Below are 26,797 nucleotides of genomic sequence, written 5' to 3'. Positions count from 1 at the left end.
TGCGCCCATAGGTCGCTCCCCCCGAACCGACGCCTTGCGCAGGCGCACGTCCCGCAGCAGGACGTTATTATAACGTCGGTATGACGCGAGGCGTCGCGTGGATGTGGCAAGACAATGGCCGCAGGATAGCAGCCCATTCGGGCATCAATTATTTCGCTTGATGTCGAATTGATATAGCGCATGATGACCGCCATATCGCGTGTCGTGGCGGGGGTCTGGTTTTGAAACATTCAATCAGTTTGTCGCGATTATATGACGTTGGAAATGCCTTTGCGTCGTGTTTGTCGGTCGCAGCGCCTGTTGTGGCTCTTCTCCTGCTCGCCGGCTGCGGCAAGAAGGAGGAGGCCGCTGCACCTCCGCCGCCACCGGTCACGGTCGCCAATCCCACCAAGAAGGTCACGACCGATTGGGATGAATTCACCGGCCGCTTCGATGCGATCGAACAGGTGCAGATCCGCGCCCGCGTAACCGGCTTCGTTACCAAGGTTGCTTTCACGGACGGCGCCGTCGTCAAGGCCGGCGATCTGCTGTACGAAATCGACCCGCGCCAGTATCAGGCTGCAGCGGAGCAGGCGCAGGGCCAGCTCGACGATGCCAAGGCCAAGGTCGTGCTGGCAGAGAAGGAGCTCGAACGCGCCACCACGTTGATCAAGACCCAGGCGATCTCCGAAAACATCGTCGATCAACGTAGCCAGGCAATAGCGGCCGCGCAGGCCGCGACGCTGCAGGCCGAAGGTGCGCTGAAGCAAGCGCAACTCAATGTCGAATATACCAAGGTAGTCGCGCCGATCGCCGGCCGTGTCAGCCGCCATCTCGTGACAGTCGGCAATCTGGTGCAAGGCAGCGAGAGTGGCGCGACGCTGCTGACCTCGATCGTGTCGCTGAGCCCCATCTACGTCTATTTCGACACCGATGAAGCCACTTACGTCCGCAACAGCAAGCTGTGGTTTGAGGGCAAGCGGCCGAGCTCGCGCGATACGCCCAATCCCGTGCAGATCACGCTGGTCGGCGAAACCAAGCCGTCGCATGAGGGCAAGATGGATTTCCTCGATAACCGGCTCGATGTCGGCACCGGCACGCTGCGCGGTCGTGCTATTGTCGACAACAAGGACCTCTCCATCCTGCCGGGGCAGTTCGCCCGGGTCCGGGTCATCGCCAGCGGCGAATATGAAGCGCTGTTGATTCCTGATGCTGCGGTCGCCAACGACCAGTCACGCAAGATCGTGATGGTGGTGAAAGCCGATGACACGGTGGAGGCGCGGCCTGTGACACTTGGTCCGCTGGATGGCGGATTGCGGGTGATCAGGGAAGGGCTCAAACCCGACGATCGGGTAATCGTCGACGGGATTCAGCGCGCCCGTGTGGGCGCCAAGGTGGCGCCGAAGATGGCGGCCGCGACGCCCGCACCAGCAGCTGGCACAAAGCCATGAATCTGGGCAGCCTCTCCGTCAACCGGCCCATCCTGGCGATGGTGCTCTCCATCGTGCTGCTGATCGTCGGTGCGCTTGCTTACACGACCTTGCCGGTTGCGGAATATCCGCAGGTGGCGCCGCCGACCGTGGTCGTGACCACGCAATATCCCGGCGCATCGGCACAGACCGTGTCGGATACCGTCGCGACGCCGATCGAGCAGGAGATCAACGGCGTCGAGGACATGCTGTATATCTACAGCCAGGCCACCTCGAACGGCCAGCTCAACATCACCGTGACTTTCAAGCTCGGCACCGATCTGGATAAAGCCCAGGTGCTGGTGCAGAACCGCGTGGCCATCGCGCAGCCGCGGCTGCCGGAGGAGGTCCAGCGCAACGGCGTCGTCACCCGCAAGAACAGTCCCGACCTGATGATGGTCGTGTTCATGCTGTCGCCTAACGACACTTACGACCAGCTCTACATTTCGAATTACGCGCTGCGTCAGGTCCGCGATCCGCTCCTGCGCCTCGATGGCATTGGCGACATTACCATCTTCGGCGCGCGCGATTATTCGATGCGGCTGTGGCTGGATCCTGACAAGATTGCCACGCTGGGCATGACCGCAGGCGACGTGCTGACTGCCATCCGCGCGCAGAATTTGCAGATTGCGGGCGGCCAGGTCGCCGAGCCGCCGATTGCAGATCGCGCGTTTCAGCCTAACCTGACCTTCACCGGTCGTCTGAAGGAGCCGCGGCAGTTCGAGGACATCGTGCTGAAAGCGGGCGACGATGGCCGTCTGGTGCGTCTCCGCGATGTCGCGCGCGTCGAGATAGGCGCGCTGTCGTCGACGACCAACGGCTTCCTGCTGCGCAAGGAAGCGGTGGCCATGCTGGTCTATCAGCGTCCGGGTTCCAACGCGCTGGCGACCGCGAAGAACATCGAAGAGGAGATGAAGAAGCTCAAGGCCGATTTCCCGAAGGGGCTGGACTACAATATCGGCTACAACCCGACCGAATTCATCGCCCAGTCGGTCTCCGAGCTGATCAAGACCATCTATGAAGCCATGGTGCTGGTGGTCATCGTCGTGCTGGTGTTCCTGCAAGGCTGGCGACCGGCGATCATTCCCATCATCGCCATTCCGGTGTCGCTGGTCGGCACATTCGCCGTGATGGCCGCGCTGGGCTTCTCGATCAACAACCTTACTCTGTTCGGGCTTGTGCTCGCGGTCGGCATTGTCGTCGACGACGCCATCGTGGTGGTGGAGAATGTCGAGCGCCATCTCGGCGACGGCATGAGCCGGCGCGACGCGGCGCTGCTGACCATGGACGAGGTCGGCGGCGCGCTGATCTCGATCGCGCTGGTGCTGTGTGCGGTGTTCGTGCCCACGGCATTCCTCGGCGGCATCTCCGGGCAGTTCTTCCAGCAATTCGCCATCACGATAGCGGTCGCAACGGCGATCTCATGCTTCTGTTCGCTGACGCTGTCGCCGGCACTAGCATCGCTGATCCTGCAGCCGCATCACGAGAAGAAGCCGCCGGCGAGCTGGAATTTTCTGGCACGAGGATGGGCGGCGTTCACCGGCGTGTTCAATCGCGGTTTCGACCGCCTGTCGCATGCCTATGGTGGCCTCGCAGGCTTTGTCATCAGACATTCGGCGCTGATGCTGATCTTGTATGTCGCCCTGATCGGCTCCGCCGGCTGGCTGCTCTACGCCACACCGCAAGGCTTCATTCCGGCGCAGGACCGTGGCTATGTCATCGTGGTCGCGCAATTGCCCGGTGCCTCATCACTGGCGCGCACGACGGCGATCGTCAAGCAGATCGAAGGCATCGTGCTGGATACGCCCGGTGTCGCGCGCATGCCGGCGCTGGCTGGCCTGTCCGGCGCAACCTTCACCCAGGCCGGCAATGCGGCCGCCATGTTCCCCGTGTTCGAGAATCCCGAGGAGCGCGCCAAGAAGGGGCTGAGCGCGGGAGCCATCACGGCTGAATTGCGCAAGCGCCTCTCGGTGATCGAAGGCGCCTTCATCATCGTGCTGCCGCCACCCGCGGTGCCGGGCATCGGCACCGGCGGTGGTTTCGCCATGCGGATCGAGGATCGTCAGGGCAGGGGGCCGCAGCTGCTGGCCGCGGCGACCGATGAACTCGTCAATGCCGCGCGCCGTGCGCCGGGCCTGACTTCGGTGTTCTCGCCCTTCTCCGCCAACACGCCGCAGGTGTTCGTCGATATCGATCGCCAGAAGGCGCAGATGCTCGGCGTGCCCATGCAGAATGTGACCGAGGCGATCGAGACCTATTTCGGCTCGACCTATGTCAACGACTTCAACATTCTCGGCCGCACCTATCACGTCACCGCGCAGGCGGATTATCCGTTCCGCAAGGAAACGGCGGATCTGGCGCGGCTGCAGACCCGCAACAGCGCGGGCAACATGGTGATGCTGGGCAGTGTCGTGAATTTCAGCGACACGGCAGGTCCGGACCGCGTCGCGCGCTATAATCTCTATCCGTCGTCCGAGTTGCAAGGTGACACGCTGCCGGGCACCAGTTCGGCGACGGCGCTCACGACCATGAAGAAGCTCGCGGACGACACGCTGCCGAGCGGCTTTGCCTTCGAATGGACCGATCTGTCCTATCAGCAGTCCACCGGCGCGAATGCGGGTCTCTATATTTTCCCGATCTGCGTGCTGTTCGTGTTCCTGGTGCTGGCCGCGCAATATGGCAGCTGGACATTGCCGTTCACGATCATCCTGATCGTGCCGATGTGCCTGCTCGCGGCCACCATCGGCGTACGCATCATGGGGCAGGACATCAACATCCTCACCCAGATCGGTTTCGTCGTGCTGGTCGGCTTGGCGGCAAAGAATGCGATCCTGATCGTCGAGTTTGCCCGCGACATCGAGCAGGAAGGCCGCGACCAGCTCGAAGCCGTGATCGAGGCCTGCCGTTTGCGTATCCGCCCGATCCTGATGACGTCTTTCGCCTTCATTCTCGGCGTGCTGCCGCTGGTGATCTCGTCGGGCTCCGGCTCGGAGATGCGTCAGGCCGTCGGTGTTGCGGTGTTCTTCGGCATGATCGGCGTCACGATCTTCGGCCTCGTTTTCACGCCGGTCTTCTACATCCTGATCCGGCGCCTGTTCCCCGGCTCCGTCGAGGTTCACGCCAAGAAGCAAGGCGCGCATGGTTAAAGCGCCGCAGGATGGGTTTCGCAAAGGCTCAACCCATCCTACAAGTGTCTCATGGAAACTGCCGCACGCATTGAACTGATGAGCTGGCTGGTCGGCGAGGGTCTGACCGGCCTTCCCGAAAACGACCTGATCCGTGGCTTCTGCGAGCGCTGCCGTGCCGGCGGCATCGATGTATCCCGTGGCCTAGTCTTCATTGACACGCTGCATCCGATCTTCGAGGGCCGTGGCTTCCGCTGGAACGACACGGCCAGCAACGAGAGCGACGTGTTCGAATACGGCTCGACCGAGATCGGCGAGGCTGCCGCGAACTGGCGACGATCGGTATTCTTCCACATGCTGGAAGAGGGGCACGACGAATTGCGGCTCGATCTGCACGCGCCCGGGATCGCCGACCGCTTCTCGATGGTCAGCAGCTTGCAGGAAGGCGGTCACCGCCATGGCGCCGTGTTCCTGCACAAGTTCGGCGAGGCTGGCTCGATGGGGCAGATGGATTGCCTCTATTCCTATTGGGCCACGCGCCATGAAGACGGGTTCGACGAGCGCCAGATGTCGGCGCTGCGCGAACTGGTGCCGATGCTCGGTCTCGCCATCAAGTCGGGAGCCCAGATGGAGATCGCGCGCACGCTTGGCCGCGTCTATCTCGGCCGCGATGCCGCCGAACAGGTTCTGCGCGGCAAGATCGCGCGAGGCGTCACCGAGCGTATCAATGCGGTGTTGTGGTTTTCCGACTTGCGCAACTCCACGGGGATCAGCGAGGCGATTGGACCGGACGAGATCATCCCGTTCTTGAATGACTATGCCGAAGCCTCGATCGCTGCGATCCATGATGTCGGCGGCGACGTGCTCAAACTTATCGGCGACGGCATTCTGGCGATGTTCACCGGCGACGACATGGTGAAGGCGAAGCGCAACGCCTTGCGCGCCGAACATCAGTTCCGCAAGAATATCGCCAAGCTGAATGCGAAACGACTAGCGGCGAACCGGCCGGTCACGACGGCCTATGTCGGTCTGCATGAGGGTGAGGTATTCTACGGCAATATCGGCAGCGACGAGCGGCTCGATTTCACCGTGGTTGGTCCCTCGGTCAATGAGGTGAGCCGCATCGCTTCCATGTGCTCGTCGGTCGATCGGCCGCTGCTGACCTCGTCCGCGTTCCAGGCCGGGCTCGACGCAGCTGGCCGCAAATATCTGGTCTCCACGGGCCGCTACGCCTTGCGCGGCATTGGCCGCGCGCAGGACCTCTATACGCTGGATCCCGAGATCGACAGCGACGAGGTCGTACGTGGCGGCTATGAGCGCTATCTGGCCCGTTAGCTGACTGCCGTGGTTTGCTGGCGCATCGCGTAGAGTACGATGGCGATCAGGCAGGCCGCGCCGAGGACGATGCCGAGCGCCAATGCGGCCTGCGGCACGATCATGGCCGACAGGGATACGCCGATCGCGGCCCCCATCATCTGCCAGAAGCCGAGCAGTGCCGAGGCGGCGCCGGCATGGGTGCCGAACGGCGACAGCGCCTGCGCCGTGCCGAGCGGATTGACTACGCCCATGCCCAGCAGGAACACGCAAGTCGCGGCGATGAAGGTGACAACGTTGCCGTGGAAGTAGGCGGTTGCGAGCACCGCAATACTGCCGATGAACGCGATCAGCAATCCATAGCGAATGGCCCGATCCAGCCCGAAGCGCGGGGCGAGGCGGGCGGCCAGCATGCCCGAGCCGAACACGACCAGCACGGTGCCCGCAAAGAACAGCCCGAGCGCAATCGGTGTGAAGCCGTAGCCCTCAATAAGAATGCGAGGTGCTGCGGAGAAGATCGAGAACAGTCCTCCCATGATCAGGCCAACTGTGGCGGCTGGGATCAGGAAATGGCGGTTCACCGAGAGCTTGAGATAGGTTGCGCTGACGGCGAGCGGATTGAGCGGGATGCGCGTCGTGTTGTGGGTTTCGCCGAGCACCAGGACATAGCTGAGAGCCGACAACACAGCGAAGGCGCCGACGAAAACAAATTCTGAACGCCATCCGAAAAAATAATCGAGACCGCCACCGAGCAGCGGGGAGAAGCCGGGGGCTGCTGCCTGCGCGATCATCACCAAGGTGAGTGCGCGTGCCAGCGCCGCGCCGCTGAACAGGTCGCGGGCGATCGCGCGCGAGAGAACCGAGGTCGAACAGGCACCGGCGGCCTGGATCGCGCGGCCGATCAGCAGCGAAGAAAGATCAGTCGAGACGCCACACCAGATGCTGCCGATGATGAAGACAGCGAAACCGGCCAGCACCGGCATGCGGCGCCCGTAACGGTCGGAGATCGGTCCGACCAGCAATTGGCCAAGCGCGAAGACTAGCAAAAACACGGTGATCGATGCCGTGACCGCGGGCGTCGTTACCTGCAACGATACCGCCATCTGTGGCAGCGATGGCAGGAGAATGTTGGTCGCCAGGGTACCCATCGAGGCCAGCCCCGCGAGGACTGCGATCTGCAGTGCGGTGGAGGATGCTTCCTGCGGCGGGGTGTCTGCCATGGCGTCTGCCGTGCGGTCGGTCATATGATGATCCTCATTTTATAAATGATGTACATCATATAAAGCGAGCTGCAAAGAGCAGGGCAGTCATGCGGTATTCCGGGAGGACGTGAGTGCCACTGCCGCGTTCCCGGCGGTGGTCGAGGCTGATGGATCAGTTGCCGTAGAGGTAATTCGGCAGCCACAGCGTCAGGCCGGGCCAGATATACATCAGCACCATGCAGATGATGACGATGAGCATATAGGGCATCATGCCGGAGAAGATCTGGTTCAGCGTCACGTGCGATGGCGCGACGCCTTTCAGATAGAAGGCGGACATCGCGACCGGCGGCGACAGGAAGGCGGCCTGCAGGTTCACGAAGACGAGAACGCCCCACAAGATCGGGTCGATGCCGAAATGCTTCAGCATCGGCAGGAAGATCGGCACGAAGATCACGATGATCTCCGTCCATTCCAGCGGCCAGCCGAGGATGAAGATGATCGCCTGCGACAGGATCATGAACTGGACCGGCGTCAGGTTCAGCGACAATACCCAGCTCTCCAGCAGCGCCTGTCCGCCGAGAATGGCGAACACCGCGGAGAACAGCGCCGATCCGACGAACAGCCAGCACACCATGGAGGTGGTCTTGGCGGTCAGGAACACGGCCTCCTTGGTGCGCTTCCAGTCCAGCGTCCGCGCCTGGAAGGCGAGCAGGAACGCGCCGGCGGCACCGACTGCGGCGGACTCCGTTGCCGTTGTGATGCCGAGCAGGATCACGGCCAGCACGATGGCAGTCAGGATGCCGAGCGGCATCACGGACGATGTCAGCAGCCGCAGCACCTCGAACTGCGCGGCGCCCATGGTCCAGTAGTAATAGAACAGCATCAGGGCTATGATGGCTGCCGTGAAGGCGAAGTAGGTGTAGAATTCCGGCGGCGGCCCGGCATCGACCGGCGCATTTGCGGGGCTGTTCTGCAGGTCGGCATTGCCCATCTGCTGCAACACTTCCGGTTCACTCTCTTTTGCCGAGCCGGACTGGGCGGCGCCCAGCTCTTCCAGTTTTTCTTCTTCTGGTGCGACCGTGCCGCCGGACTGAACCCGCTCGGTGATCGCGGCGGGCGCGGGGGCGTCGGGCTGCGGATGGATGACGACATACCACCACGCAGCCCATAGCGTGGTCAGCGCCAGGACCAGCGGCACCAAAGCAAAGCCGAGATTCTTGAGGATCGTCGTGTAGGTGATCCGTGCGCCATCCATGGTCAGGGCCATCGCGCGCGACGGCGCCACGGCTGCCGTCAGCAAAGCCGGCAGCATCTTGTGCGAATAGGCTTGCTGCAGATCGGCGATCCACGGCCGGACGGGCACGCGCGTTTCGCTCTCGGGCAGCTTCGGCGCGATCTTCGGGTTAATGAGCGCCCAGCCGATGATGTAGACGAGATAGAGGAAGGCCAGAAAGAAGCCCGGAAACATCGCAGCGGCATAGAGCTTCACGACAGACTGTCCGGCGACGGCGGCATAGACGATGATCATCACCGATGGCGGGATCAGGATGCCCAGCGTGCCGCCGGCCGTGATCACGCCGGACGCCAGCTTGACGTCATAGCCGGCCTTCAGCATCGGATTGAAGGCGATCACGCCCATCAGTACGACGACAGCGCCGACGAGGCCTGAGGCAATGCCCCAGAAAGTGCAGACGATCAGCGTCGCCACCGCCAGCGAGGCCGGGACGCGGCGGAAGGCGAGCTGGATCGAATAGAACATCTTGTCGACCAGCGCGCCGCGTTCCATCACATAGCCCATCAGCACGAAGAGCGGAATGGAGATCAGGACGTCGTTGGTCATGGCGCCATAGGTGCGCTGGACCATCAGGTCGAAGATGTGGTTGTCGGCCCAGGACTCACCCGCGCGGTAATAGGCGAAGAAGCCGAAGAACATGCCGAGACCCATCAGCGTGAAGGCCGTGGGGAAGCCCAGCATGATCACGACAACGATGAGGCCGAGCATCAGGAGGCCGAGTGCAGGATCGCTCATTTTTGCGTCTCCCCGCCCATGCCGCGCTGGCGTGCGCTTTCCTCGATCTCTTGCGCCTGCGCGATGGCATTCCTACGCACGTCATCATCGACGTGTTCGCTATGCGCGAGCTGCTCCTCGACGACATCGATTTCGGACACGTCCTTGAGCCGGCTCGGCCACACCCCTGTCTTCAGGCAAATCGCGGCGCGGGTGATTTCAGCCATGCCCTGCAACAACAGCAACGCGCCGGCCAGCGGGATCATTGCCTTGAAATGATAGACGGGCGGTCCGTCCGCCGTGACGTTGGAATGCTCGCGGATGCGCCAGCTGTCGCCCGCATAGTCCCAGCCCGCATAGACCAGCGCGGCGATGCCGGGCAGGAAGAACACGATGTAGAGAACGAGATCGAGCGAGGCTTGCGTGCGCGGCCGCATCGAGCTGTATAGAAAGTCGCCACGGACGTGACCGTTCTGCGCCAGCGTATAGGCGCCGCACAGCATGAATAGCGTGCCATAGAGCATGTTCGACGCGTCGAAGATCCATGCCGTCGGCATGTTCAGCATATAGCGCTTGAACACTTCGGCGCAGACGAGGCCCATCAATCCCAAAATGAGCCAGGCCGCGGCCTTGCCGGCGAATGTACTGATACCGTCGATGGATTGCAGGAAACGCTCGGCGGTCATTTCATGGAGGCCAGTCTACAGGACATGTGGGCAGGTGAAGATCGGCGATATCAGGCAACAGCAAAGCATCATCCGGGAGAAAGTCCCGGATGATGCGGGATATGTGCGCCTGATGGCGTCAGGTCTTCTTCTTCGCGTTCGGGCCGAAGTAATGGTTGTAGGCCATGCGGCGATTCACGACCGTGTCCTGCTCCCACTGCGTGGCGCGCTTGGCGAAGGCCTGCTGGGACTCGGAGATTTCCTTGAACAGGGGATTCTCGGCCGATTTCTTGGCGACGACCTCGTCATAGACCTCAAGCTGCTTCTGCAGGATCGAGTCAGGTGTCTTGTAGAACTTGACCTTGTCCTTGCTCTGCATCTCCGCGTAGTCCTGCGAATAGCGGTCGATGGCCTTCCAGGACATTTCCTGACCGGCCGCATCGGCGGCGCCCGCGATGATCGCCCGCAGCTTCTCGGGCAGGGCGTCATATTTGGTCTTGTTGAACAGGATTTCGAACTGTTCAGCATTCTGGTGATAGCTCTGCAGCATGCAGGTCTTGGATACGTCGGGGAATCCAAGGATGCGGTCCGACGAAGCGTTGTTGAACTCGGCCGCATCGAGCAGGCCGCGATCCATCGCCGAGACGATTTCGCCGCCGGGCAATGCGTTCACTGCTGCACCAAGGCCGGTAAACACGTCGATGGAGATGCCGACGGTGCGGAATTTCACACCCTTGAGATCATCGGCCTTGGTCACCGGCTTTTTGAACCAGCCGAGTGGCTGGGTCGGCATCGGCCCGTAGGGAAGTGACACGACATTGGCATTGATCGATGCATAGAGCTTTGCCAGAAGCTCCTTGCCGCCGCCAAATTTGTGCCAGGCCAGCAGCATGTTGGCATCCATCGCATAGGCCGGGCCAGAGCCCCACAGCGCCAGCGCGGTCTGCTTGCCGTAGTGATAGACCATCACGCCGTGGCCGCCGTCGAGCGTGCCTTTGGAGACCGCATCGAGCAGGCCGAAGGCCGGGACTACGGCGCCAGCCGGAAGCACCTCGATCTTCAGGTCGCCACCGGTCATGTCGTTGACCTTCTTGGCGTAGTCGAGCGCGTATTCGTGGAAGATGTCCTTGGCCGGCCAGGTGCTCTGCCAGCGCATGCTGATCGGGCCCTGCGCCTGGGCGATTGCCGGTGCGACGACGCTTGCAGCGGCACCGGCGGTGGCGACCTTCAGAAAACGGCGCCGAGACGGAGTCCTGTCCTTGGATGAAGCCATTGTGTTCTCCCCGAATGGTCGTCCTTTTGCGGACTGACCTTGTTGATTGGTGACAAGACAAAGGCTTGCTTGCAGCTTTGGCAAGAAAGTTCGCTTTGCTGCGACGCTTCGACGCGGCGTAACTACACTAACTAGCCGTGCTGCGGTGCGGGGAGATCATGAGCGAGTGCGAACTACAGATGAACTACACCAAGCCTGTTAGACTTTCGTCGGAACACATCCGGTCACATCGCCGATCATGTCTGGCTGCCGTTCCAGCGTCACTGCGGGCGAAGTCAGGATCACCACGGCCTGCCAGGCGAAACCCGCGACGGCGAGATAGAGGCACGCCTCCGCGTGATAGAGCCCGCCGACAACGGCAGCGATGCCGGTTCCGATCGGGCGGGCGCCATAGCTCAGGGTGTTGATCGCGGAGACGCGTCCGAGCAGGCTCGGCGGCGTTACCGACTGTCGCAACGTCGCGGTGGAGATCACCCACAGGATCGGACCGACGCCGAGCAGGAAGAAGCTCAGGCCCGCCAAAGCCGGCGAGGGGATCCATGTGGTCAGTGCCATCACAACGGAGGCAACGAAGCCGGTGACGGGGCCAAGCGCGATCACCGTGCCGAACGGCAGCCGCCTCATCACGCGCGTCGCCAGTAGGGCGCCGACCACCATGCCGACGCCATACATCGCGAGTGTCACGCCGACGCCGGAGGCGGAGAGGCCGAGACGGCGAACCGCGTAAGGCACGAACACTGCCAGCACCATGAAGGATGCGGCGCTGAAGATGAACTGTGTGATGAAGACCGGTCGCAAATACTGGTGATAACAGACGAAGGACAGACCTTCGGCGATGTCCTGCACCGGATTGCGTTGTTGAATGGTTGTGCGCGTGGGCTCATGGATGCCCGATAGCAAGGCGACAGCGATGATCGACAGCGCAGCGGCAAAGCCAAAGGCAGGCGCGGCGCCTGTGAAGCCGACGAGCGCGCCGCCGATGGCGGGACCACTTGCAAAGGCCACAGTGCGCGCGAGTTCGATCCGTGCATTCGCCGCGCCGAGCAATTGCGGCACGACCAGCGATGGCACGAGCGACGGCGCGGCGACGCTGTAGACCACGGTGCCGCACACCGCGACGAAGCCGAGCAAAGCGAGCAGCGTCATCGTCAGCGCGCCGAACCAGATCAGCCCCAGCGTCAGCAACAGCGCGATCGCACGCAGCGCCTCAGCTCCGGCCATCAGCGTGCGGCGCGACATCCGGTCGGCGAGCAGGCCGGCGGGAATGGCGAACAGCACGAAGGGCAGGGTCAGCGCGGTCTGCAGCAATCCGGTCTGGCCTTCACCGACGCCGAGCAACAGCACCGCGACGATAGGCGCGGCCGCCAGCGCGATCTGCTCGGCCGACTGCGCCGCGAGGTTCGACCAGGCGAGGCGGTTGAAAGTGTCAGGCAGTCGATCAATGGAGGAGTGGGACATGGCGATTCCTGTCTGTGACAGCCACCATGGGGTCCGGACGAGCACGCAGCCACCCGATTACTGAGCGTGCGCCGTGACAGGGAGTGCCCACCAACCGGCTAGATGCAGTTGCAAATGAGTTGCAACAAGGGAGGGATTGCTCTATGCAGCTCTGATGGATGCACTTTCGCCAAAAACCTCGCCCGATTCGTCAACGTCTCCAATCCCCGGCAGCGTTCCAGACGCGGCCGGCTGGCGCTCCGGCCTTGGCGGGGATTTCCGGCGCAGCCTCTCGGAGGTCAATTCGTCGATCCCGGTTCCGATCGGCGGCCACTGGTTTCGCCGGCTGCTGGCATTCGCGGGACCGGGTTACATGGTCTCGGTCGGCTATATGGACCCCGGCAACTGGGCGACCGATCTCGCAGGTGGCTCGAAATTCGGCTACACGCTGCTCTCGGTGATCCTGCTGTCGAACGTGATGGCGATCCTGCTGCAGGCATTGGCCGCGCGTCTCGGCATCGTTACCGACCGCGACCTGGCGCAGGCCTGCCGCGACAGCTTTTCCCGGCCGGTCAACATCATGCTGTGGCTGGCCTGCGAGACCGCGATCATCGCCTGCGATCTGGCGGAAGTGATCGGTACCGCGATTGCGCTGCAGCTGCTGTTCGGCATTCCGCTGATCGGGGGCGCGCTCATCACTGCGCTGGATGCCTTTTTGTTGCTATTGCTGATGAACAAGGGTTTCCGTTTTCTGGAAGCTTTTGTGATCGCGCTGCTCATCGTCATCGCAGTCTGTTTCACGGTTCAGATTGTCGCTGCGGCGCCGCCCGTGGCTGCCGTGTTGAGCGGCTTCCTGCCGTCCACCGCGATCGTGACCAATCCCGAAATGCTCTACATTGCGATCGGCATCATCGGCGCAACCGTGATGCCGCATAACCTTTATCTGCATTCGTCGATCGTGCAGACCCGTGCCTATCCGCGCACCGATGCAGGCCGCCGCGACGCGATCAAGTGGGCGACGACGGACAGCACCATCGCGCTGATGCTGGCGCTGTTCATCAACGCGGCGATCCTCATCGTCGCCGCCGCGACGTTCCATACGTCAGGTCATGCCGATGTGGCCGAGATCGGTCAGGCTTACGAGCTGTTGTCGCCGTTGCTAGGCCTCGGCATCGCATCGACGCTTTTCGCGATCGCATTGCTGGCATCCGGTCTCAACTCGACGGTGACGGCAACGCTGGCCGGCCAGATCGTGATGGAAGGCTTTCTCCGGCTGCGCCTGCCGAACTGGGCGCGCCGGCTCGTGACTCGCGGCATCGCGATCGTTCCGGTCGTGGTCGTCACTGCGCTCTATGGCGAACGCGGCACCGGACAACTCCTCGTCTTCAGTCAGGTCATCCTGTCGATGCAATTGCCATTTGCAGTCATCCCGCTGGTGCGGTTTGTCTCGGATCGGCGAAAGATGGGTGACTTCGTAATTTCGCGGTCGGTCGCCACGGTGGCATGGATCATCGCTGGCATCATCGTGATCCTGAACTGCAAGCTGCTTTACGACACCTTTTTCGGCTGAAGCCTTGAAATTTAAGGCAGCTGCAGATGATGCCACCAACTTTGGTGAAGGGGACTGGCCTTTGTGGCTATGTGCGACGTAATCCTGCCGCGCTGGATTTCGCGATCTCCCGCGTGAGCTCCATGACAGTCCAGCATGCCAGCGTCAGGCTTCCGTGACGCGACATCGCCTGAGCAATGTGGCGCGTGACGACCGAATCGACCAGTTTCGACGATTGCAGACGGCACATCCTTCGATGCCTCGGCGACTGCATAGGGTCCCAGCAAAGCGTAGATGCTTCCTTCGGCGACAATATGCGTTTGCAGGCTGAGTGAATCGGCCTCCAAGGCGACGTTGAGCGAAATGCCTTAGCCTGCAACCTCGGAAGCCGCCGACATCAGCTCTCGCGGAGTGGGAGCCTCGAACATGCGATGGCCACCCTCAGGAACTTCGGTAAAGCTCCAACGTACGATGCCCTCCCGGTCAAGCAGGAATTGGCCAAAGAGCTGACCCTGGCCAGTTGCCAGCATGTGCTCGTCGGCTTCGGTTATTTCGTAGCCGTCCTTGGTGTTGAGAAGATCAGCCGCCGCCATCGGATTCATCGGCTCGGGCAGCTCGCCCGGCATGTCCATCCGCATGCTCATCACGGCGTTCATCCCCATTTTGCGCGGCCACTCGGTTTCGCTCTCCGTGAACTCGAGATTGGGCAAGCCAAACGCGCGGTGCGAGACGCGCTCGGGGTCGGACGCGGCGAGCAGATTGGGCAGGGGATGATACCGGAAATAGAGCCGCGCACGGTCGATAGGCGTGTTGACCACCACGAGACTCTCGACGCCTTTCTCGCGCAGGGCCGGGTCAAGTTGCGCCTGGGCCGCGAGATGGCGCCGGCAAAACGGGCAGTGCAGGCCTCGAAACAAGCCGACCAATACTGGGCTGTGGCCGCGAAAGTCGTCAAGCGCGATCTTGCCGTCACGTGTGATCGCATCCAGCACGATGTTCGGTGCGCGGTCGCCCGCGTGGAGTAACCCATCGACATGATGTTCAGACATGGTCAACCTCCTCTACTTGCTAATCAAGAAATGGCAGTACGACCAGCGCTTCGGGATCAAGCCCGTGCCGGGCGCAGACATCGTGCGCCAGAGCAAAATACCGCTCGGCCTCAGGCATGTCGCCTCGATCGAGGTTCAGCGTCGCGAGACCATCATAGCATGGAAAGAGCTGCTGGGGCTCGCCCGTTTCCTGCGCCACCTCAATTGCTTCATTGTAGCAGCGGGCGGCAAGTTCCGGCTGGCCATGGCATTGATGAATTTGCCCGAGCACAATCAATGGCACAGCGAGATGTTCGCGCTGATCAAGCGCACGGTCGAGTTCGATCGCCTTTTCGGCCGCCGGCACGCCTTCGTCGGCACACCTGTCCGTGAAGGTGCAACAGGCGACAGCGAGATTGACAAGGAGACGCGCCTGAAAACCGAGATCGCCGATCTGGCGGGCGACATCAAGACCGCGCCGGCATACTTCCATGGCTTGCGCCGGATCGACCATCGTGTAGAGCACGCCAAGATTGGTGTAGCCGCGGCAGGCTGCGCTGAGAAGGCCAGCGGCTTCGGCAACTGCGACGCTTCGCTCCACCTCGCGAACGGCCTCCTGGCTTCGGCCCAGCCGCGCCAATGCAACCCCCTTGGTATTGAGTGCCTCCGCGGTGGCGCGAGCCGCTTCTAGTCCGGCTTGCTTGTCTACCTCCGGCGGCACGGATTGAGCGTAGCCAAGCGCATCGTCTGCCCATCTCGCGGCCGCAGCATGATCGCCGATGCGAAACGCGAGGTGGCCGCGCTCCTGTAACAGGTGCGCCCACTCGATCGGCGCGTCCGTTCCTTCGAGCAACGCAGCCGCCTCGGCGTAATGCGCCTCCGCCCCGTTTCGTTTGCCGGCGTCCCACATCAAACGGCCAAGCTTGCGAAGTATCCGCGCTCCGGCGGCGCGGTCCCCGGCCGCGCGGTGTGCCTCCAATACCGTCTGGTAATGTTCGTCGGCCGTGTCACGCCGGCCCGCCGCTCCACACAGGTCGGCAATTCGTTCGTATAGCACAAGCCGTTCCGGTCCTTGATCGCCAGCGGTCAACAAGACGGCGAGGGTCTGCTGATAGAGGCGGATGGCGTCGTCGTTGGCATAGATCGCGCGTGCGCGATCGCCGGCCGCGCTCAGGTAATGTGCACCCTTCGGCTTGCTCGCGCTGAGGCTGAAATGATGTCCCAGTAGGGAGAGGTCTTCGAGCCGCTCCGGATCATCTCCGCACAGCCGCTCCAGGGCAGCACCGATCCGCCCATGCATCTCAATGCGCCGTTGCAGAAGGAGGTTTTGGTAGATCACATCCTGAAGCATGGTTTGCGTGAAACGATAGGATTGCAGCGAAATCGAGTTTGCGCCCGCGATCTCCTCGATGATCTCGGCGTCGCATAGCAGTTCAAGCCCTGCCTCTACTTTCGCCGGGTCGGTCGCTGTGGCACCGAGAAGGGCCGCATCAAAGCGCGGCCCGATGACCGCTGCCTCCTGAGCCAACCTGCGCACGCCGTGTGGCAGTCGGTCCACTCGCGCGAGCAGCAGCGCCTGAATGCTCGCCGGGATGTCAGCGGCCGCTTCATCTGACTTGATCTGCCAATGCGAGCCGTCACGTTCCAAAATGCCAGCTTCGATGAGACCGCGTATGATTTCTTCAACGAACAGCGGATTCCCGCTTGCGCGTTCAAGAATTCGATTGAACAGATTGCCGGATGATCCATTCCAACCGTCACCGAAGAACGCCGCGAGCAGCTTTTGTCCGTCGGCGATGCCAAGGGGTACCAGCCGCAGTGTTGTATGGCTAATTCGACTTGAGTCGAGCTGATCCATTTCAAGTGTCGGCCGGTGTGTGAACAATAGCATCAGCCGCCCGCGCTCCAGCCGATCCATCACGAACCGCAGCGCCTCAAGCGATACGGCGTCGGCCCAGTGCAGGTCCTCGACAATGATCAGGAGGGGCGATAGGGCCAGACGCCGTTCGAAGACGGTGCGGATCGCGAAAAAAATCTGCCGTCGAAGCTGTTCCGGTTCAACGTGCTGCAGGGCGTCGTCGGGGTCGCCGAGACCAAGAACATAAAAATAGAGGGGCATCAGCCGCTCGACCTCTTCGGTCGCCATGCCCAGCCCCGACAACGCTTCGGCTAGCTTGGCTTGCGCCTCTGCCGCCGAAGCCTTGTGCGCGATGCCGTAGGCGCTGCGCAGCACTGCGGCAAGAGTACCGTAGGATTGCTCGCCCAGCGGCGAGCAAGCGGCTCGCCGGATCGCCACGCCTGCGAAGCGATCCTCATCGCGAGCGCGGGTAACGAATTCATCCACCAGGCGCGATTTTCCGATGCCGGCTTCGCCAACCAGCCGCATCAGCTGGGCAGCTCCGCCACACGCCAGGTCAAGGCACCCCATCATACGGGCCATCTCCGCGTCGCGCCCGATCAGCGGCGCGCTGAGGCCCAGTATCTCGAGTCCGCGTGCCGCACGCGGTGTCTCGAGCGGCCCCCTCAGACGATGGACCAGGACGCTGCCTGCCTTGCCGCGCAGCGCAACGTCGCCGAGCGATTCATACGAGAATGCATGCCGGGTGAGGCGGTAGGTCAGCGGTCCCACCAGCACGTCGCCCGGGGGGGCCATCGACTGCAAGCGTTGAGCGGTATTCACCGTGTCGCCGGTCACTGAATAGGACTTGGCAACGCCTGCGCCCAATCCACCCGCAACCACGTGCCCGGTGTTGATTCCGATATGAAGCATGAGCGGCGATCCGGCGGATATCTTCGAACGTTCGCTCAAGCACGCCGTCCGCTTGATCATGTCGAGGGCCGCGCGGAGTGCCCGCTCAGGATCGTCCTCGTGCGCGGCCGGCGCACCAAACAGAGCGAGTAGCGCATCGCCAATGAATTTGTCTACGAAGCCGCCGAAATTTTGCACCGCTGCGGTCAGTTCCTCGAATAATTCGTTCTGAAACGCCTGCACGACTTCCGGGTCGAGCCGTTCGCTCATCGTGGTGAAGCCGCTGAGGTCGGCAAACAGCACCGTGATGGTGCGGCGGTTAGCTTCGCTGTCGACCTTATGGAGCGTCCGCCGGGGTGCGCGCTCGGGCTCGACAAGCATCAGCGCCGGTGAACGGGCGCCAGTCGTGACCGTCGCCGGAATTGTTGGCGATGACGGCTCCCGCTGGTTGCCGGCCTTGGGGGCGTGATCGACGCGGGCGCCGCATTTCGGGCAATACGCAAAATCCGGTGCGCACGCGTAGCCGCAACTGGGGCATGGGTCCGGCTGCTTCGCGCCGCATTTTGGGCAGAACGCAAAGCCGCTCCGAACCTCGAAACCGCAACACGAGCAGTTCATGGATCAAGACCTCGCGGAAGCCGCGATGGCACGATCTAATCCTGGACCTCGTCGAACAGGCCCTGGATCCCTGGTAACAATGGGCTTGTGGCGCCGGAAGAGCAAGCCATGACTGCGGCCCTGCCAGCCGCATGCGCGACCGGGATCACCGATGCCGCTGATCGGGCCTCGACTACGCGCGGCGTAGTCCCGCAGCGCTGGATTTCGCGATCTCCCGCATGAGCTCCATGACAGTCCGACATGCCAGCGTCAGGCTTCCATGACGCGACATCGCCAGAGCAATGTGGCGCGTGACGATCGGATCGACCAGTTTCGACGATTGCAGACGGCACTCCGTCGATGCCGCGGTGTCCTTCCATACGTCAGGTCATGCCGATGTGGCCGAGATCGGTCAGGCTTACGAGTTGTTGTCGCCGTTGCTAGGCCTCGGTATCGCATCGACGCTTTTCGCGATCGCACTGCTGGCATCCGGTCTCAACTCGACGGTGACGGTGACGCTGGCCGGCCAGATCGTGATGGAAGGCTTTCTCCGGCTGCGCCTGCCGAACTGGGCGCGCCGGCTCGTGACCCGTGGCATCGCGATCGTCCCGGTCGTGGTCGTCACCGCGCTCTATGGCGAACGCGGCACCGGACAACTCCTCGTCTTCAGTCAGGTCAATGCAGCTGCCGTTTGCGGTCATCCCGCTGGTGCGGTTTGTCTCGGATCGGCGAAAAATGGGTGACTTCGTGATTTCGCGGTCGGTCGCCACGGTGGCATGGATCATCGCCGGCATCATCGTGATCCTGAACTGCAAGCTGCTTTACGACACTTTTTTCGGCTGAAGACCTGAAATCCAGGACGGTGGCGGATGATGCCGAAGGCGGATCGTCAGCCGGGCCAGCTAATCCTGCGGTTCGGGCATCGTCTCGCCAGTCGCGTCCACGCGCAACCAGCCCGAGGGCGCCAGCCGCTGCTGCGGCAAGTAGCGGCCCTTGTAGTCCATCTTCTTGGAGCCTTCGATCCAGTAGCCGAGATAGACGTAAGGCAGGCCGAGCCGCCTGGCGCGGGCGATGTGGTCGAGGATCATGAAGGTGCCGAGCGAGCGGCTTTCCTCACCAGGTTCGAAGAACGAATAGACCATCGACAGCCCATCGCTCAGCACGTCGGTCAGCGCGACTGCGAGCAGGTCCTCGCCGCGTCCGGTGATGCCTGTATCGGGGCCGCGGCGGCGATATTCGATGATGCGGGTTTCGACGTGGCTGTCTTCCACCATCATGGCGTAGTCGAGCACGGTCATGTCGGCCATGCCGCCATGGCGATGGCGCTGGTCGAGATAGGCGCGGAATACGGAATACTGTTCGGAGGTCGGCACCGCGCTGCGCTGCTCGCCGATCACGTCGGCATTGCGTGCCTGGATCTTGCGGAAGTTGCGCGACGGCTTGAACTCATTGGCGATGACCCGGACGGAGACGCAGGCGCGGCACTGGTCGCAGGCCGGGCGATAGGCGATCGACTGGCTGCGCCGGAAGCCGCCATGGGTGAGCAGGTCGTTGAGATCGCCGGCCTTGTCGCCGACCAGATGGGTGAAAACTTTCCGTTCGTGCCGGCCCGGCAAGTAGGGGCAGGGCGACGGCGCCGTGAGGTAGAATTGCGGAGTGTCGCGGGAGTGCTGGGTCACGGGTTGCCGTCGGTCTCCGAAGCAGTTTGGCGTAGCATCGCGCCGGCCGGGCAAACGGTCAATCGCTTTGCCCGGCCAAGTTGGCGTCAATCGCGGCTGTTAGTAGGCGCGGCCGGGCGGCTGGGCGTAAGCGGCGCGGACCACGGAATTATTCACCACCACGGTTCCCAGCACGAGGTCGTGCAGCAACTGACGGCGGCCGTTGAGCAGGCCGACCACCAGCACCAGCGGCGTGAGTAGCGACACCGAGGCCCAGAACAAGACCGCGTGTGCGGCGCCAAGAACGAAGTAGCCCGGCGTGCCGCTGAAGGTGCGCATCTGCAGGTCCATCATCCGCATGCCAACGGTGGCCGAATGCGGCCCGCCCAGCGACATGCCGTAATAGACGACCGGCCAGATCACCGTCGCCGGCGAGATCAGCCAGAACAGCGCCCAGCCGAGGCCGAGGGTGACGACGCCAAACAGAAGAATGAACACCCACGCCAGCACGATCGGAATCGACAGCACCACGAGATCAATCAGGAAGGCGACGACGCGCCGCATCAACACGCCGCGGAACAAATCCGGCTGCGCATAGGGGTCGAAGGCATGGGCGCGGGGCGGGGTACCGGCACTGCGCCAGGTGTCACCCTGCCAGCTTCCGTTATTGGGGCCGCCAGCATTCGGGCCGGTATCAGACATGACGCATCCCTCCGTTTGCATCCTCACGGTCCATCACATGGATATCACCAGACCGCGCAACAAGTGCGCGGAATCGTTACAGACTGTCCATGACGTAAATCAGGCGTGGATCTAAATCAGGCGAGGCTTGAGCGCGGATGCGCTCAGCGCGATGCCTTGATGCGTTCCGCGGCATGCGGCGCGAAATAGGTCAGCACGCCATCGGCGCCGGCGCGCTTGAAGCCGAGCAGACTTTCCATGATGGCGCGGTCGCCGTCGATCCAGCCGTTGTTCGCGGCGGCCATGATCATCGCGTATTCGCCGGACACCTGATAGGCGAAGGTCGGAACCGCGAACGTGTCCTTCACGCGGCGCACAATATCCAGATAGGGCATGCCAGGCTTGACCATGACCATGTCGGCGCCTTCGGCGAGATCGAGTTCGACCTCGCGCAGCGCCTCGTCGGAATTGGCGCTATCCATCTGATAGGTACGCTTGTCGCCGGTTAGCGTCTTGGCCGAGCCAATGGCGTCGCGGAACGGGCCGTAGAAGGCCGAGGCATATTTCGCGGCATAGGCCATGATCTGCACGTCGAGGAATCCCGCTTCGTCAAGCGCCTCGCGGATCGCACCGACACGGCCGTCCATCATGTCCGATGGCGCAATGATATCGCAGCCGGCTTCGGCCTGGACCAGCGCCTGCTGGACCAGCACGGCCACGGTCTCGTCGTTGAGGATCTTGCCGTTCTGGATCAACCCGTCATGGCCGTGGCTGGTGAACGGATCCAGTGCCACGTCGCAGAGCACGCCGAGATCGGGGAATTCCTTCTTGATGGCGCGCACGGACTGGCAAACCAGATTGTTGGCGTTGCAGGCCTCGGTGCCCATCTCGTCGCGCAAGGACGGGTCGGTATAGGGGAACAGCGCGATGCAGGGGATGTCCAGCTTCATGGCGCGCTCGGCATCGCGCACCGCCTGATCGACGCTGAGGCGTTCCACGCCAGGCATCGAGGCAATGGCCGCGCGCTGGTTGTCGCCGTCGATCACGAAAAGCGGCCAGATCAGGTCGTCGGTGGTCAGCACGTTCTCGCGCACCAGCCTACGAGCCCATTCGGACTTGCGGTTACGGCGGGGGCGGGTGGTCAGGCCGAGGGAGGGGGCATCATAAGTGGCCGGGCGGGGGGCGTGATCGCGCAATTCGATGGGGCGCCCGAACTTGATTGCCATAATACCGTCTCTCCCGCGGGCCTTCGTGAGGTCGAAAGCCCCTTAAATTCGACCTGTTCTAAGTCTAGCACCTTGATGTCCCGGCGTCACCGCGATCATGCACGTCATGCGCGCGTGATGTGACGGGCTGGGTCATTGATTTTGCAGGCCCAAAGGCTCACAAAAAGCCCCCATGAATCGCCTGAACCGTCGCCCAAACGTCCAGTTCGCACCCGTGAGATCGCATTCGCATGTCTGAGCAGATGCCGCGCGACCTTGGGTCGAGAGACCCCACGTCGCGGGACCATGCCATGTCGGTTGCGGCGATCTCGTCCGGACGCATCGAATCTGATGAGAACATCTGGACCCGGCGCCTGGTCCTGTTCCTGCGCGTGATGGCCGTCGTCTCCATGATGCAGGGCCTTTATCACTGGGCGCAGGTCACCGGCTTTGTCGGCACCGAGGATGATGCCTTCGAGGTCCAGACCATGGGCTGGCAGGCCGCCACGGTCTATTTCGCCGTCATCGAGCTGGTCAGCGCCGTCGGCCTCTGGCTCGCGACGCCATGGGGCGCCGTCGTCTGGCTGACAACCGTGGTGTCCATGGCGGTTATCGAGCTGATGTTTCCGACCATTTATGGCGGCAACCTCCTGATCGTCGGCGTCCAGGCTGCGTTTCTCGCAGGCTACCTTGCGCTGGCATGGATGGCGGCGCGCGAGCGGCCGCCATAGGCTCAGGACGTCAAGCAGAGGCCTCGCAGAAGGCCCTGCATTCAGGGAGGTCATTTTGAACCAGCTTTATTCCGGCGGCACCGCCGGCAGCCTCATCGTCAGCGCGATCGCCCGCTATGGCGACCAGCCCGCGCTCGCGGACGGCCATGTCCGCTGGAGCTACCGCGACTTCGGCGACGTGGTCGCGCGTTTCATCAGCCTGTTCCGCAGCCTTGGCCTGAAGAAAGGCGATGCGCTGTCCATTCTCTCCGGCAACCGCGCTGAGAGCTGGGCCGCGATTTCCGCCGCCGCCGTGATGGGCCTGCGCTACACGCCGCTGCATCCGATGGCCGCCGAGGACGATCACGCCTTCATTCTTGAGGATGCCGAGATCTCCGCGCTGATTGTAGAGGCCGGCAAGTTCGCCGCGCGCGGCCTCGTACTGCGCAGCCGCGTGCCGGGCCTGAAACATCTGCTTTCCTTCGGCGCGCTTGAGGGCGCCCGCGATCTGCTGGCCGAACTGCCCAATGCGACGCCGGCGCCGCTGGTCGACGAGAGCAGCACCGGCGATATCTGCTGGCTCGCTTATACCGGCGGTACCACGGGCCGTTCCAAGGGCGTGATGCTGCCGCATCGCGTGCTGGTGGCGATGTCGCTGGCAATCTATGCGGACTGGGACTGGCCGGCCGATATCCGCTATCTCGCGGCGACGCCGATCAGCCACGCCGCCGGCATCACGCTGTTTCCGGTGATGCTGCGCGGCGGTTTCGCACGGCTGGTGCAGGGTTTCGATGCGGAAACCTATTGCCGCGTGGTGCATGAGGAGAAGATTACCGCGACCTTCCTGGTGCCGACGCTGATCTATGCGCTGATCGACGCGCCGCAGCTGCGCGCCAAATACGACATGTCGTCATTGCAGATGATCGTCTACGGAGCGGCGCCAATGTCGCCGGACCGGTTGCGCGAGGGCGTTGGCATCTTCGGGAACGTGTTCGTGCAGCTGTACGGCCAGACCGAAGCGCCGCAGATCATCACCACCATGCGCAAGATCGATCACGACGACAGCAAGCCGGGCCGTCTCGGTTCCTGCGGCCGCGCCAATCCGATGGTCGAGGTCAAACTGTTCGATGCCGAGATGCGCGAAGTGGCGACAGGGGAGCCCGGCGAGATCTGCGTGCGTGGCTCGCTGGTGATGGAGGGTTACTGGAAACGGCCGGATGCCACCGAAGACGCGTTTCGCGGTGGCTGGCTGCACACCGGCGATGTCGCGGTGAAGGACAGCGACGGCTTCTTCTATATCGTCGACCGCACCAAGGACATGATCATTTCCGGCGGCTTCAACATCTATCCGCGTGAAGTCGAGGATGCCTTGATGGCGCATCATGCGGTGGCGTCCGCTGCGGTCATCGGAATTCCCGATGCGAAGTGGGGCGAGGCGGTGAAGGCCTTCGTGGTGCTGAAAGCCGGCGCGAATAATTCCGCGGAGGAACTTCAGGCGCATGTGAAAGACAAGCGCGGCGCGCCGTGGTCGCCGAAGACCATCGATTTCGTCAGTGAGATCCCCGTGACGGGCCTCGGCAAGATCGATCGCAAGGCATTGCGGGCGCCATATTGGGACGGGCGAACGCGCGGAGTTGCGTAAAATTGTCGAATTAATTTTCGGGGCGTTGGCGGTAAGACTTCGGTCACCCTAACGCCCCGGTTACGAACCTTACGCGAGTGTTTCGAATTTTACGGAAGCTGTTCCGCTATGCGACAGATCGGGCGGACAAAGCTGGAACATGGGCTCTGCAGCGTGAATCAAACCTTGCGAAAACCCCTTGTTTCACCGGCTTAATCTCAGATTCACTGTCTCAAATTCATGATCTCTTTATTGTCTTATTTAAGCGGTTCTTCAAACGCTCCCCCTTAAGTTGGCCCTATCAGACGGGACACAAGTTTCGTCGAATAAGTCGATAAAAACGACAACAGGGGTAGTGTCATGATGAAGACCGTTGCGACGGTGGAAAGCGTCGATCTCGTTCCGGGCCAGGCGCCGGTTCAGCCGCTTTATCTGGAAGCCTTGACGTTGGTGGAGCGTCTGCATCGCCGTCTGCTCGACGTCATCAAGGATGAATTCGATCGCCGCGGCCGCGCTGATATCAATTCGGTCCAGGCACTGCTGCTCTACAATATCGGCGACAAGGAACTGACCGCCGGCGAGCTGCGCACTCGTGGTTACTATCTCGGCTCCAACGTGTCCTATAACCTGAAGAAGCTCGTCGAACTCGGCTTCCTCGATCATCAGCGCTCGCGCGTCGATCGTCGCTCGGTTCGCATTCGTCTGACGGCGCAGGGCCAGGAAATCCGCCACATCGTCGACGCGCTCTATCAGAAGCACGTCAAGACGGTCGAGCAGGTCGGCGGCATCTCCAACGAGGAATTCGCGACCCTCAACAAGTCGCTGCATCGCCTCGAGCGTTTCTGGACCGACCAGATCCTGTATCGTCTCTGAGACTTTCGACCTCCAAGTCGCCGAACCACTGCCGACGGATTGCCCTCCGAAAGCACATCGAAATGCGCGCAAGACGCATGCGACACTGAAATTGATCAAGGCGCCCTCGCAGGGCGCCTTTTTCTTTGGCGTTACGCGCATCCCACGCTTGCTGAACGAAAACACCTCCAAGACAGACACAGAGATATTGGAGATGATTTCATGAAGCGCTTGTTGATCTTTCTGCTCCTCTTTCCTGCCGTTGCGACTGTCGCGTTCTACGCAGTGACGTACATCCTGACAGGCGCGGCGCAGGACAGTGGGACAGGGCCGGTTGTAATGTATCTCGTCTTTATTGTGCCGGGGCTCCTAGTCGCCTTGCTGGACTGGCTCGTCGCCAGAACGTCTATGCCTGCGGTCATGACGACGACGCTTCTTGCCTACGGGCTATCGGTGTTGGCGATGGCCTTGCTTCTCGGCTCCAGCAAGCAACTCGTGGCACTCGGTCTGATCGGCGCAATTCCAGCCGCCGTGTGTTCGTGGCTGTCAAATAAACCAAGGGAAAGCGTGAAGGCGGCGTGAGCGATTCATCGCTCGTGCCAAGCCTTGATGGGTTTTGCGGAATTTAACATCGGGCGCGCTTCGCGCGACGCCTTGGCTCTTGCCGTCCTGCGCTTCCTTGGAGGAGAGCGTAGCGTTCCGTTCTGCCGCTCGCGAAATTTCCTTCGTCTCTCGTGGAACCGGTTCCATTCTCGCGGCTTATCGCTTCGTCAGAAGGGATCAAGTCATGCTGGTCGAACGCGGTCTGAAAGTGATGAATGTCGAGGCGGTGGGCGACGCCTATGCCATCGCTGCGAACTACCTGCGCAAGTCCGGCGCGATCCCCGATACTTATCTCACCAACGATCGGCTGCTCGAAATCATCGTCCGGATGTTTCATCGCGGCGAAGACAACAAGCTTCGCCTTGCGAACAGAGCGATCGCGCAATTCCAGGCTGCACGGGCTGAAGCCGCGTAGCCGGTTTTCTGATGTCCAACGGGGAAAATGACGACATGCAGATTGCCATCGACCGCATCATGCACACCTATGACCTGATGATGAGCCGCACCCAGGCGGCATCGGACGAAGCCCGCACCAAGGTGACCGATTATGTGCAGTCGCTGTTCGACGGCGGCGAGAAGGATCCGCACCGGCTGACGGTGTTCGGCTTGACCTATTTGCGTGAGCTTGATGGCAGCAACGATCCGGTGAAGGCCGGGTTTACCGGCCTTTGAGGGAGTAGGGCGCAATAGCGCTGCGTTTAAGCGCTGGCGCCCTGTCCAGGGCTTCATCAGATTCAACTGTCAAACAGCCACGACCCTTCAGACATGCGTCATCACCCCTGTTATTTGCGGCGCGGGGGCGCCGTCGTTGCTTGCATTCCCGCCCCTTGTGAGAGGGCGTGCGGAACGCCGGGTGCCCGTTGCACCCTTGGGCCTGATGCGAATGCGGTCTTCCGCAGGTTAGTGTGCATCAGGACTTTCGGAGGCGCCGAGCGAGTGCCCAGCGTTCCGCCTGCGGTGTTTTTTCGGTTGCCTGCACATCTGCCATGGCGAACGGTCCCATCACCAAAATTAATGTCCCAGGGCGGAGGGACAGGGTAGCCGCAAAGCACTTGGCCGAACGCGTTTCGAT

At 62.2% G+C, this 26,797-nt stretch carries 20 protein-coding genes and 1 pseudogene; 11 read left to right on the top strand and 10 right to left on the bottom strand.

Features of this window, described 5'->3' with window-relative positions; all coding sequences use genetic code 11:
• The first annotated feature begins 281 nt into the window (after positions 1–281).
• The 3 genes from AC1DUY_RS28945 to AC1DUY_RS28935 are packed head-to-tail and all read left to right on the top strand — an operon-like array spanning position 282 to position 5,908.
• Positions 282–1,430, top strand: coding sequence for an efflux RND transporter periplasmic adaptor subunit (locus tag AC1DUY_RS28945; protein WP_420882336.1), 1,149 nt, complete (start codon positions 282–284; stop codon positions 1,428–1,430).
• Positions 1,427–4,594 (top strand): efflux RND transporter permease subunit, encoded by a 3,168-nt coding sequence (locus tag AC1DUY_RS28940; RefSeq protein ID WP_309945368.1) that lies wholly within the window; start codon positions 1,427–1,429, stop codon positions 4,592–4,594. The genes AC1DUY_RS28945 and AC1DUY_RS28940 overlap by 4 nt, the downstream gene beginning before the upstream one ends.
• A 51-nt stretch (positions 4,595–4,645) precedes the next feature.
• Positions 4,646–5,908 (top strand): adenylate/guanylate cyclase domain-containing protein, encoded by a 1,263-nt coding sequence (locus tag AC1DUY_RS28935; RefSeq protein ID WP_093761424.1) that lies wholly within the window; start codon positions 4,646–4,648, stop codon positions 5,906–5,908.
• Here the strand turns inward: AC1DUY_RS28935 and AC1DUY_RS28930 are convergent.
• The 5 genes from AC1DUY_RS28930 to AC1DUY_RS28910 all read right to left on the bottom strand — a co-directional run bounded on the left by AC1DUY_RS28930 (position 5,905) and on the right by AC1DUY_RS28910 (position 12,493).
• On the bottom strand, positions 5,905–7,131 hold the full coding sequence (locus AC1DUY_RS28930) for a multidrug effflux MFS transporter (RefSeq protein WP_478118793.1): 1,227 nt from the start codon (positions 7,129–7,131) through the stop codon (positions 5,905–5,907). The two genes, AC1DUY_RS28935 and AC1DUY_RS28930, sit on opposite strands and share 4 nt — an antisense overlap.
• Before the next feature lie 130 nt (positions 7,132–7,261).
• A complete protein-coding gene (locus tag AC1DUY_RS28925) occupies positions 7,262–9,118 on the bottom strand; it encodes a TRAP transporter large permease (RefSeq protein WP_478118791.1) in 1,857 nt (618 codons plus the stop codon).
• Positions 9,115–9,783 carry a TRAP transporter small permease subunit gene (locus AC1DUY_RS28920; RefSeq protein WP_120292142.1) on the bottom strand — a complete coding sequence of 223 codons (669 nt, stop codon included), beginning with the start codon at positions 9,781–9,783 and terminating at the stop codon, positions 9,115–9,117. The genes AC1DUY_RS28925 and AC1DUY_RS28920 overlap by 4 nt, the downstream gene beginning before the upstream one ends.
• 118 nt (positions 9,784–9,901) lie before the next feature.
• Positions 9,902–11,035: a TRAP transporter substrate-binding protein gene (locus AC1DUY_RS28915; RefSeq protein ID WP_089263837.1), complete on the bottom strand. Its 1,134-nt coding sequence runs from the start codon at positions 11,033–11,035 to the stop codon at positions 9,902–9,904.
• Positions 11,036–11,233: 198 nt separating this feature from the next.
• The gene (locus AC1DUY_RS28910) at positions 11,234–12,493 is read right to left on the bottom strand and encodes an MFS transporter (protein WP_478118788.1); all 1,260 of its coding nucleotides are present in this window, start codon (positions 12,491–12,493) and stop codon (positions 11,234–11,236) included.
• Between the two features lie 154 nt (positions 12,494–12,647).
• On the opposite strand from AC1DUY_RS28910, the gene AC1DUY_RS28905 reads away from it, so the two are divergent.
• Positions 12,648–14,042 (top strand): Nramp family divalent metal transporter, encoded by a 1,395-nt coding sequence (locus tag AC1DUY_RS28905; protein WP_439064131.1) that lies wholly within the window; start codon positions 12,648–12,650, stop codon positions 14,040–14,042.
• 347 nt (positions 14,043–14,389) lie between these two features.
• Here the strand turns inward: AC1DUY_RS28905 and AC1DUY_RS28900 are convergent, their stop codons facing one another.
• The gene (locus AC1DUY_RS28900) at positions 14,390–15,070 is read right to left on the bottom strand and encodes a peroxiredoxin-like family protein (protein WP_478118785.1); all 681 of its coding nucleotides are present in this window, start codon (positions 15,068–15,070) and stop codon (positions 14,390–14,392) included.
• A 19-nt stretch (positions 15,071–15,089) separates the two neighbouring features.
• Positions 15,090–18,416: an adenylate/guanylate cyclase domain-containing protein gene (locus AC1DUY_RS28895; protein ID WP_478118783.1), complete on the bottom strand. Its 3,327-nt coding sequence runs from the start codon at positions 18,414–18,416 to the stop codon at positions 15,090–15,092.
• 335 nt (positions 18,417–18,751) lie between these two features.
• Here AC1DUY_RS28895 and AC1DUY_RS28890 point away from each other — a divergent pair.
• A pseudogene (locus AC1DUY_RS28890) lies at positions 18,752–19,238 on the top strand (divalent metal cation transporter); the annotation flags it as partial.
• A 59-nt stretch (positions 19,239–19,297) separates the two neighbouring features.
• On the opposite strand, the gene AC1DUY_RS28885 reads toward AC1DUY_RS28890, so the two are convergent.
• The 3 genes from AC1DUY_RS28885 to hemB form a co-directional block, all read right to left on the bottom strand.
• The gene (locus tag AC1DUY_RS28885; RefSeq protein ID WP_089263842.1) at positions 19,298–20,074 is read right to left on the bottom strand and encodes an arginyltransferase; all 777 of its coding nucleotides are present in this window, start codon (positions 20,072–20,074) and stop codon (positions 19,298–19,300) included.
• Positions 20,075–20,173: 99 nt separating this feature from the next.
• Positions 20,174–20,755 carry an RDD family protein gene (locus AC1DUY_RS28880; RefSeq protein WP_089263843.1) on the bottom strand — a complete coding sequence of 194 codons (582 nt, stop codon included), beginning with the start codon at positions 20,753–20,755 and terminating at the stop codon, positions 20,174–20,176.
• 143 nt (positions 20,756–20,898) lie between these two features.
• Positions 20,899–21,960, bottom strand: coding sequence for a porphobilinogen synthase (gene hemB, locus AC1DUY_RS28875; protein ID WP_478118780.1), 1,062 nt, complete (start codon positions 21,958–21,960; stop codon positions 20,899–20,901).
• Between the two features lie 230 nt (positions 21,961–22,190).
• Between hemB and AC1DUY_RS28870 the strand changes: the two genes are divergently transcribed.
• The 6 genes from AC1DUY_RS28870 (at position 22,191) to AC1DUY_RS28845 (ending at position 26,397) form a co-directional block, all read left to right on the top strand.
• Positions 22,191–22,670, top strand: coding sequence for a DUF6163 family protein (locus AC1DUY_RS28870; RefSeq protein WP_478118778.1), 480 nt, complete (start codon positions 22,191–22,193; stop codon positions 22,668–22,670).
• A gap of 55 nt (positions 22,671–22,725) precedes the next feature.
• On the top strand, positions 22,726–24,291 hold the full coding sequence (locus AC1DUY_RS28865) for an AMP-binding protein (RefSeq protein ID WP_478118777.1): 1,566 nt from the start codon (positions 22,726–22,728) through the stop codon (positions 24,289–24,291).
• Positions 24,292–24,630: 339 nt separating this feature from the next.
• Entirely contained in the window at positions 24,631–25,143 is a 513-nt protein-coding gene (gene ldtR, locus AC1DUY_RS28860; protein WP_068732529.1) for a transcriptional regulator LdtR, read from the top strand.
• A 201-nt stretch (positions 25,144–25,344) separates the two neighbouring features.
• Positions 25,345–25,704, top strand: coding sequence for a hypothetical protein (locus tag AC1DUY_RS28855; protein WP_478118774.1), 360 nt, complete (start codon positions 25,345–25,347; stop codon positions 25,702–25,704).
• A 205-nt stretch (positions 25,705–25,909) separates the two neighbouring features.
• Positions 25,910–26,140 carry a hypothetical protein gene (locus tag AC1DUY_RS28850; protein WP_089263849.1) on the top strand — a complete coding sequence of 77 codons (231 nt, stop codon included), beginning with the start codon at positions 25,910–25,912 and terminating at the stop codon, positions 26,138–26,140.
• Between the two features lie 35 nt (positions 26,141–26,175).
• The gene (locus tag AC1DUY_RS28845; RefSeq protein WP_068732570.1) at positions 26,176–26,397 is read left to right on the top strand and encodes a hypothetical protein; all 222 of its coding nucleotides are present in this window, start codon (positions 26,176–26,178) and stop codon (positions 26,395–26,397) included.
• Positions 26,398–26,797: the final 400 nt, after the last annotated feature.

Source organism: Tardiphaga sp. P4_G1, from assembly GCF_056401215.1.
Note: the sequence above shows the minus strand (reverse complement) of the source record. Positions and strands in the feature narration are given on the sequence as shown.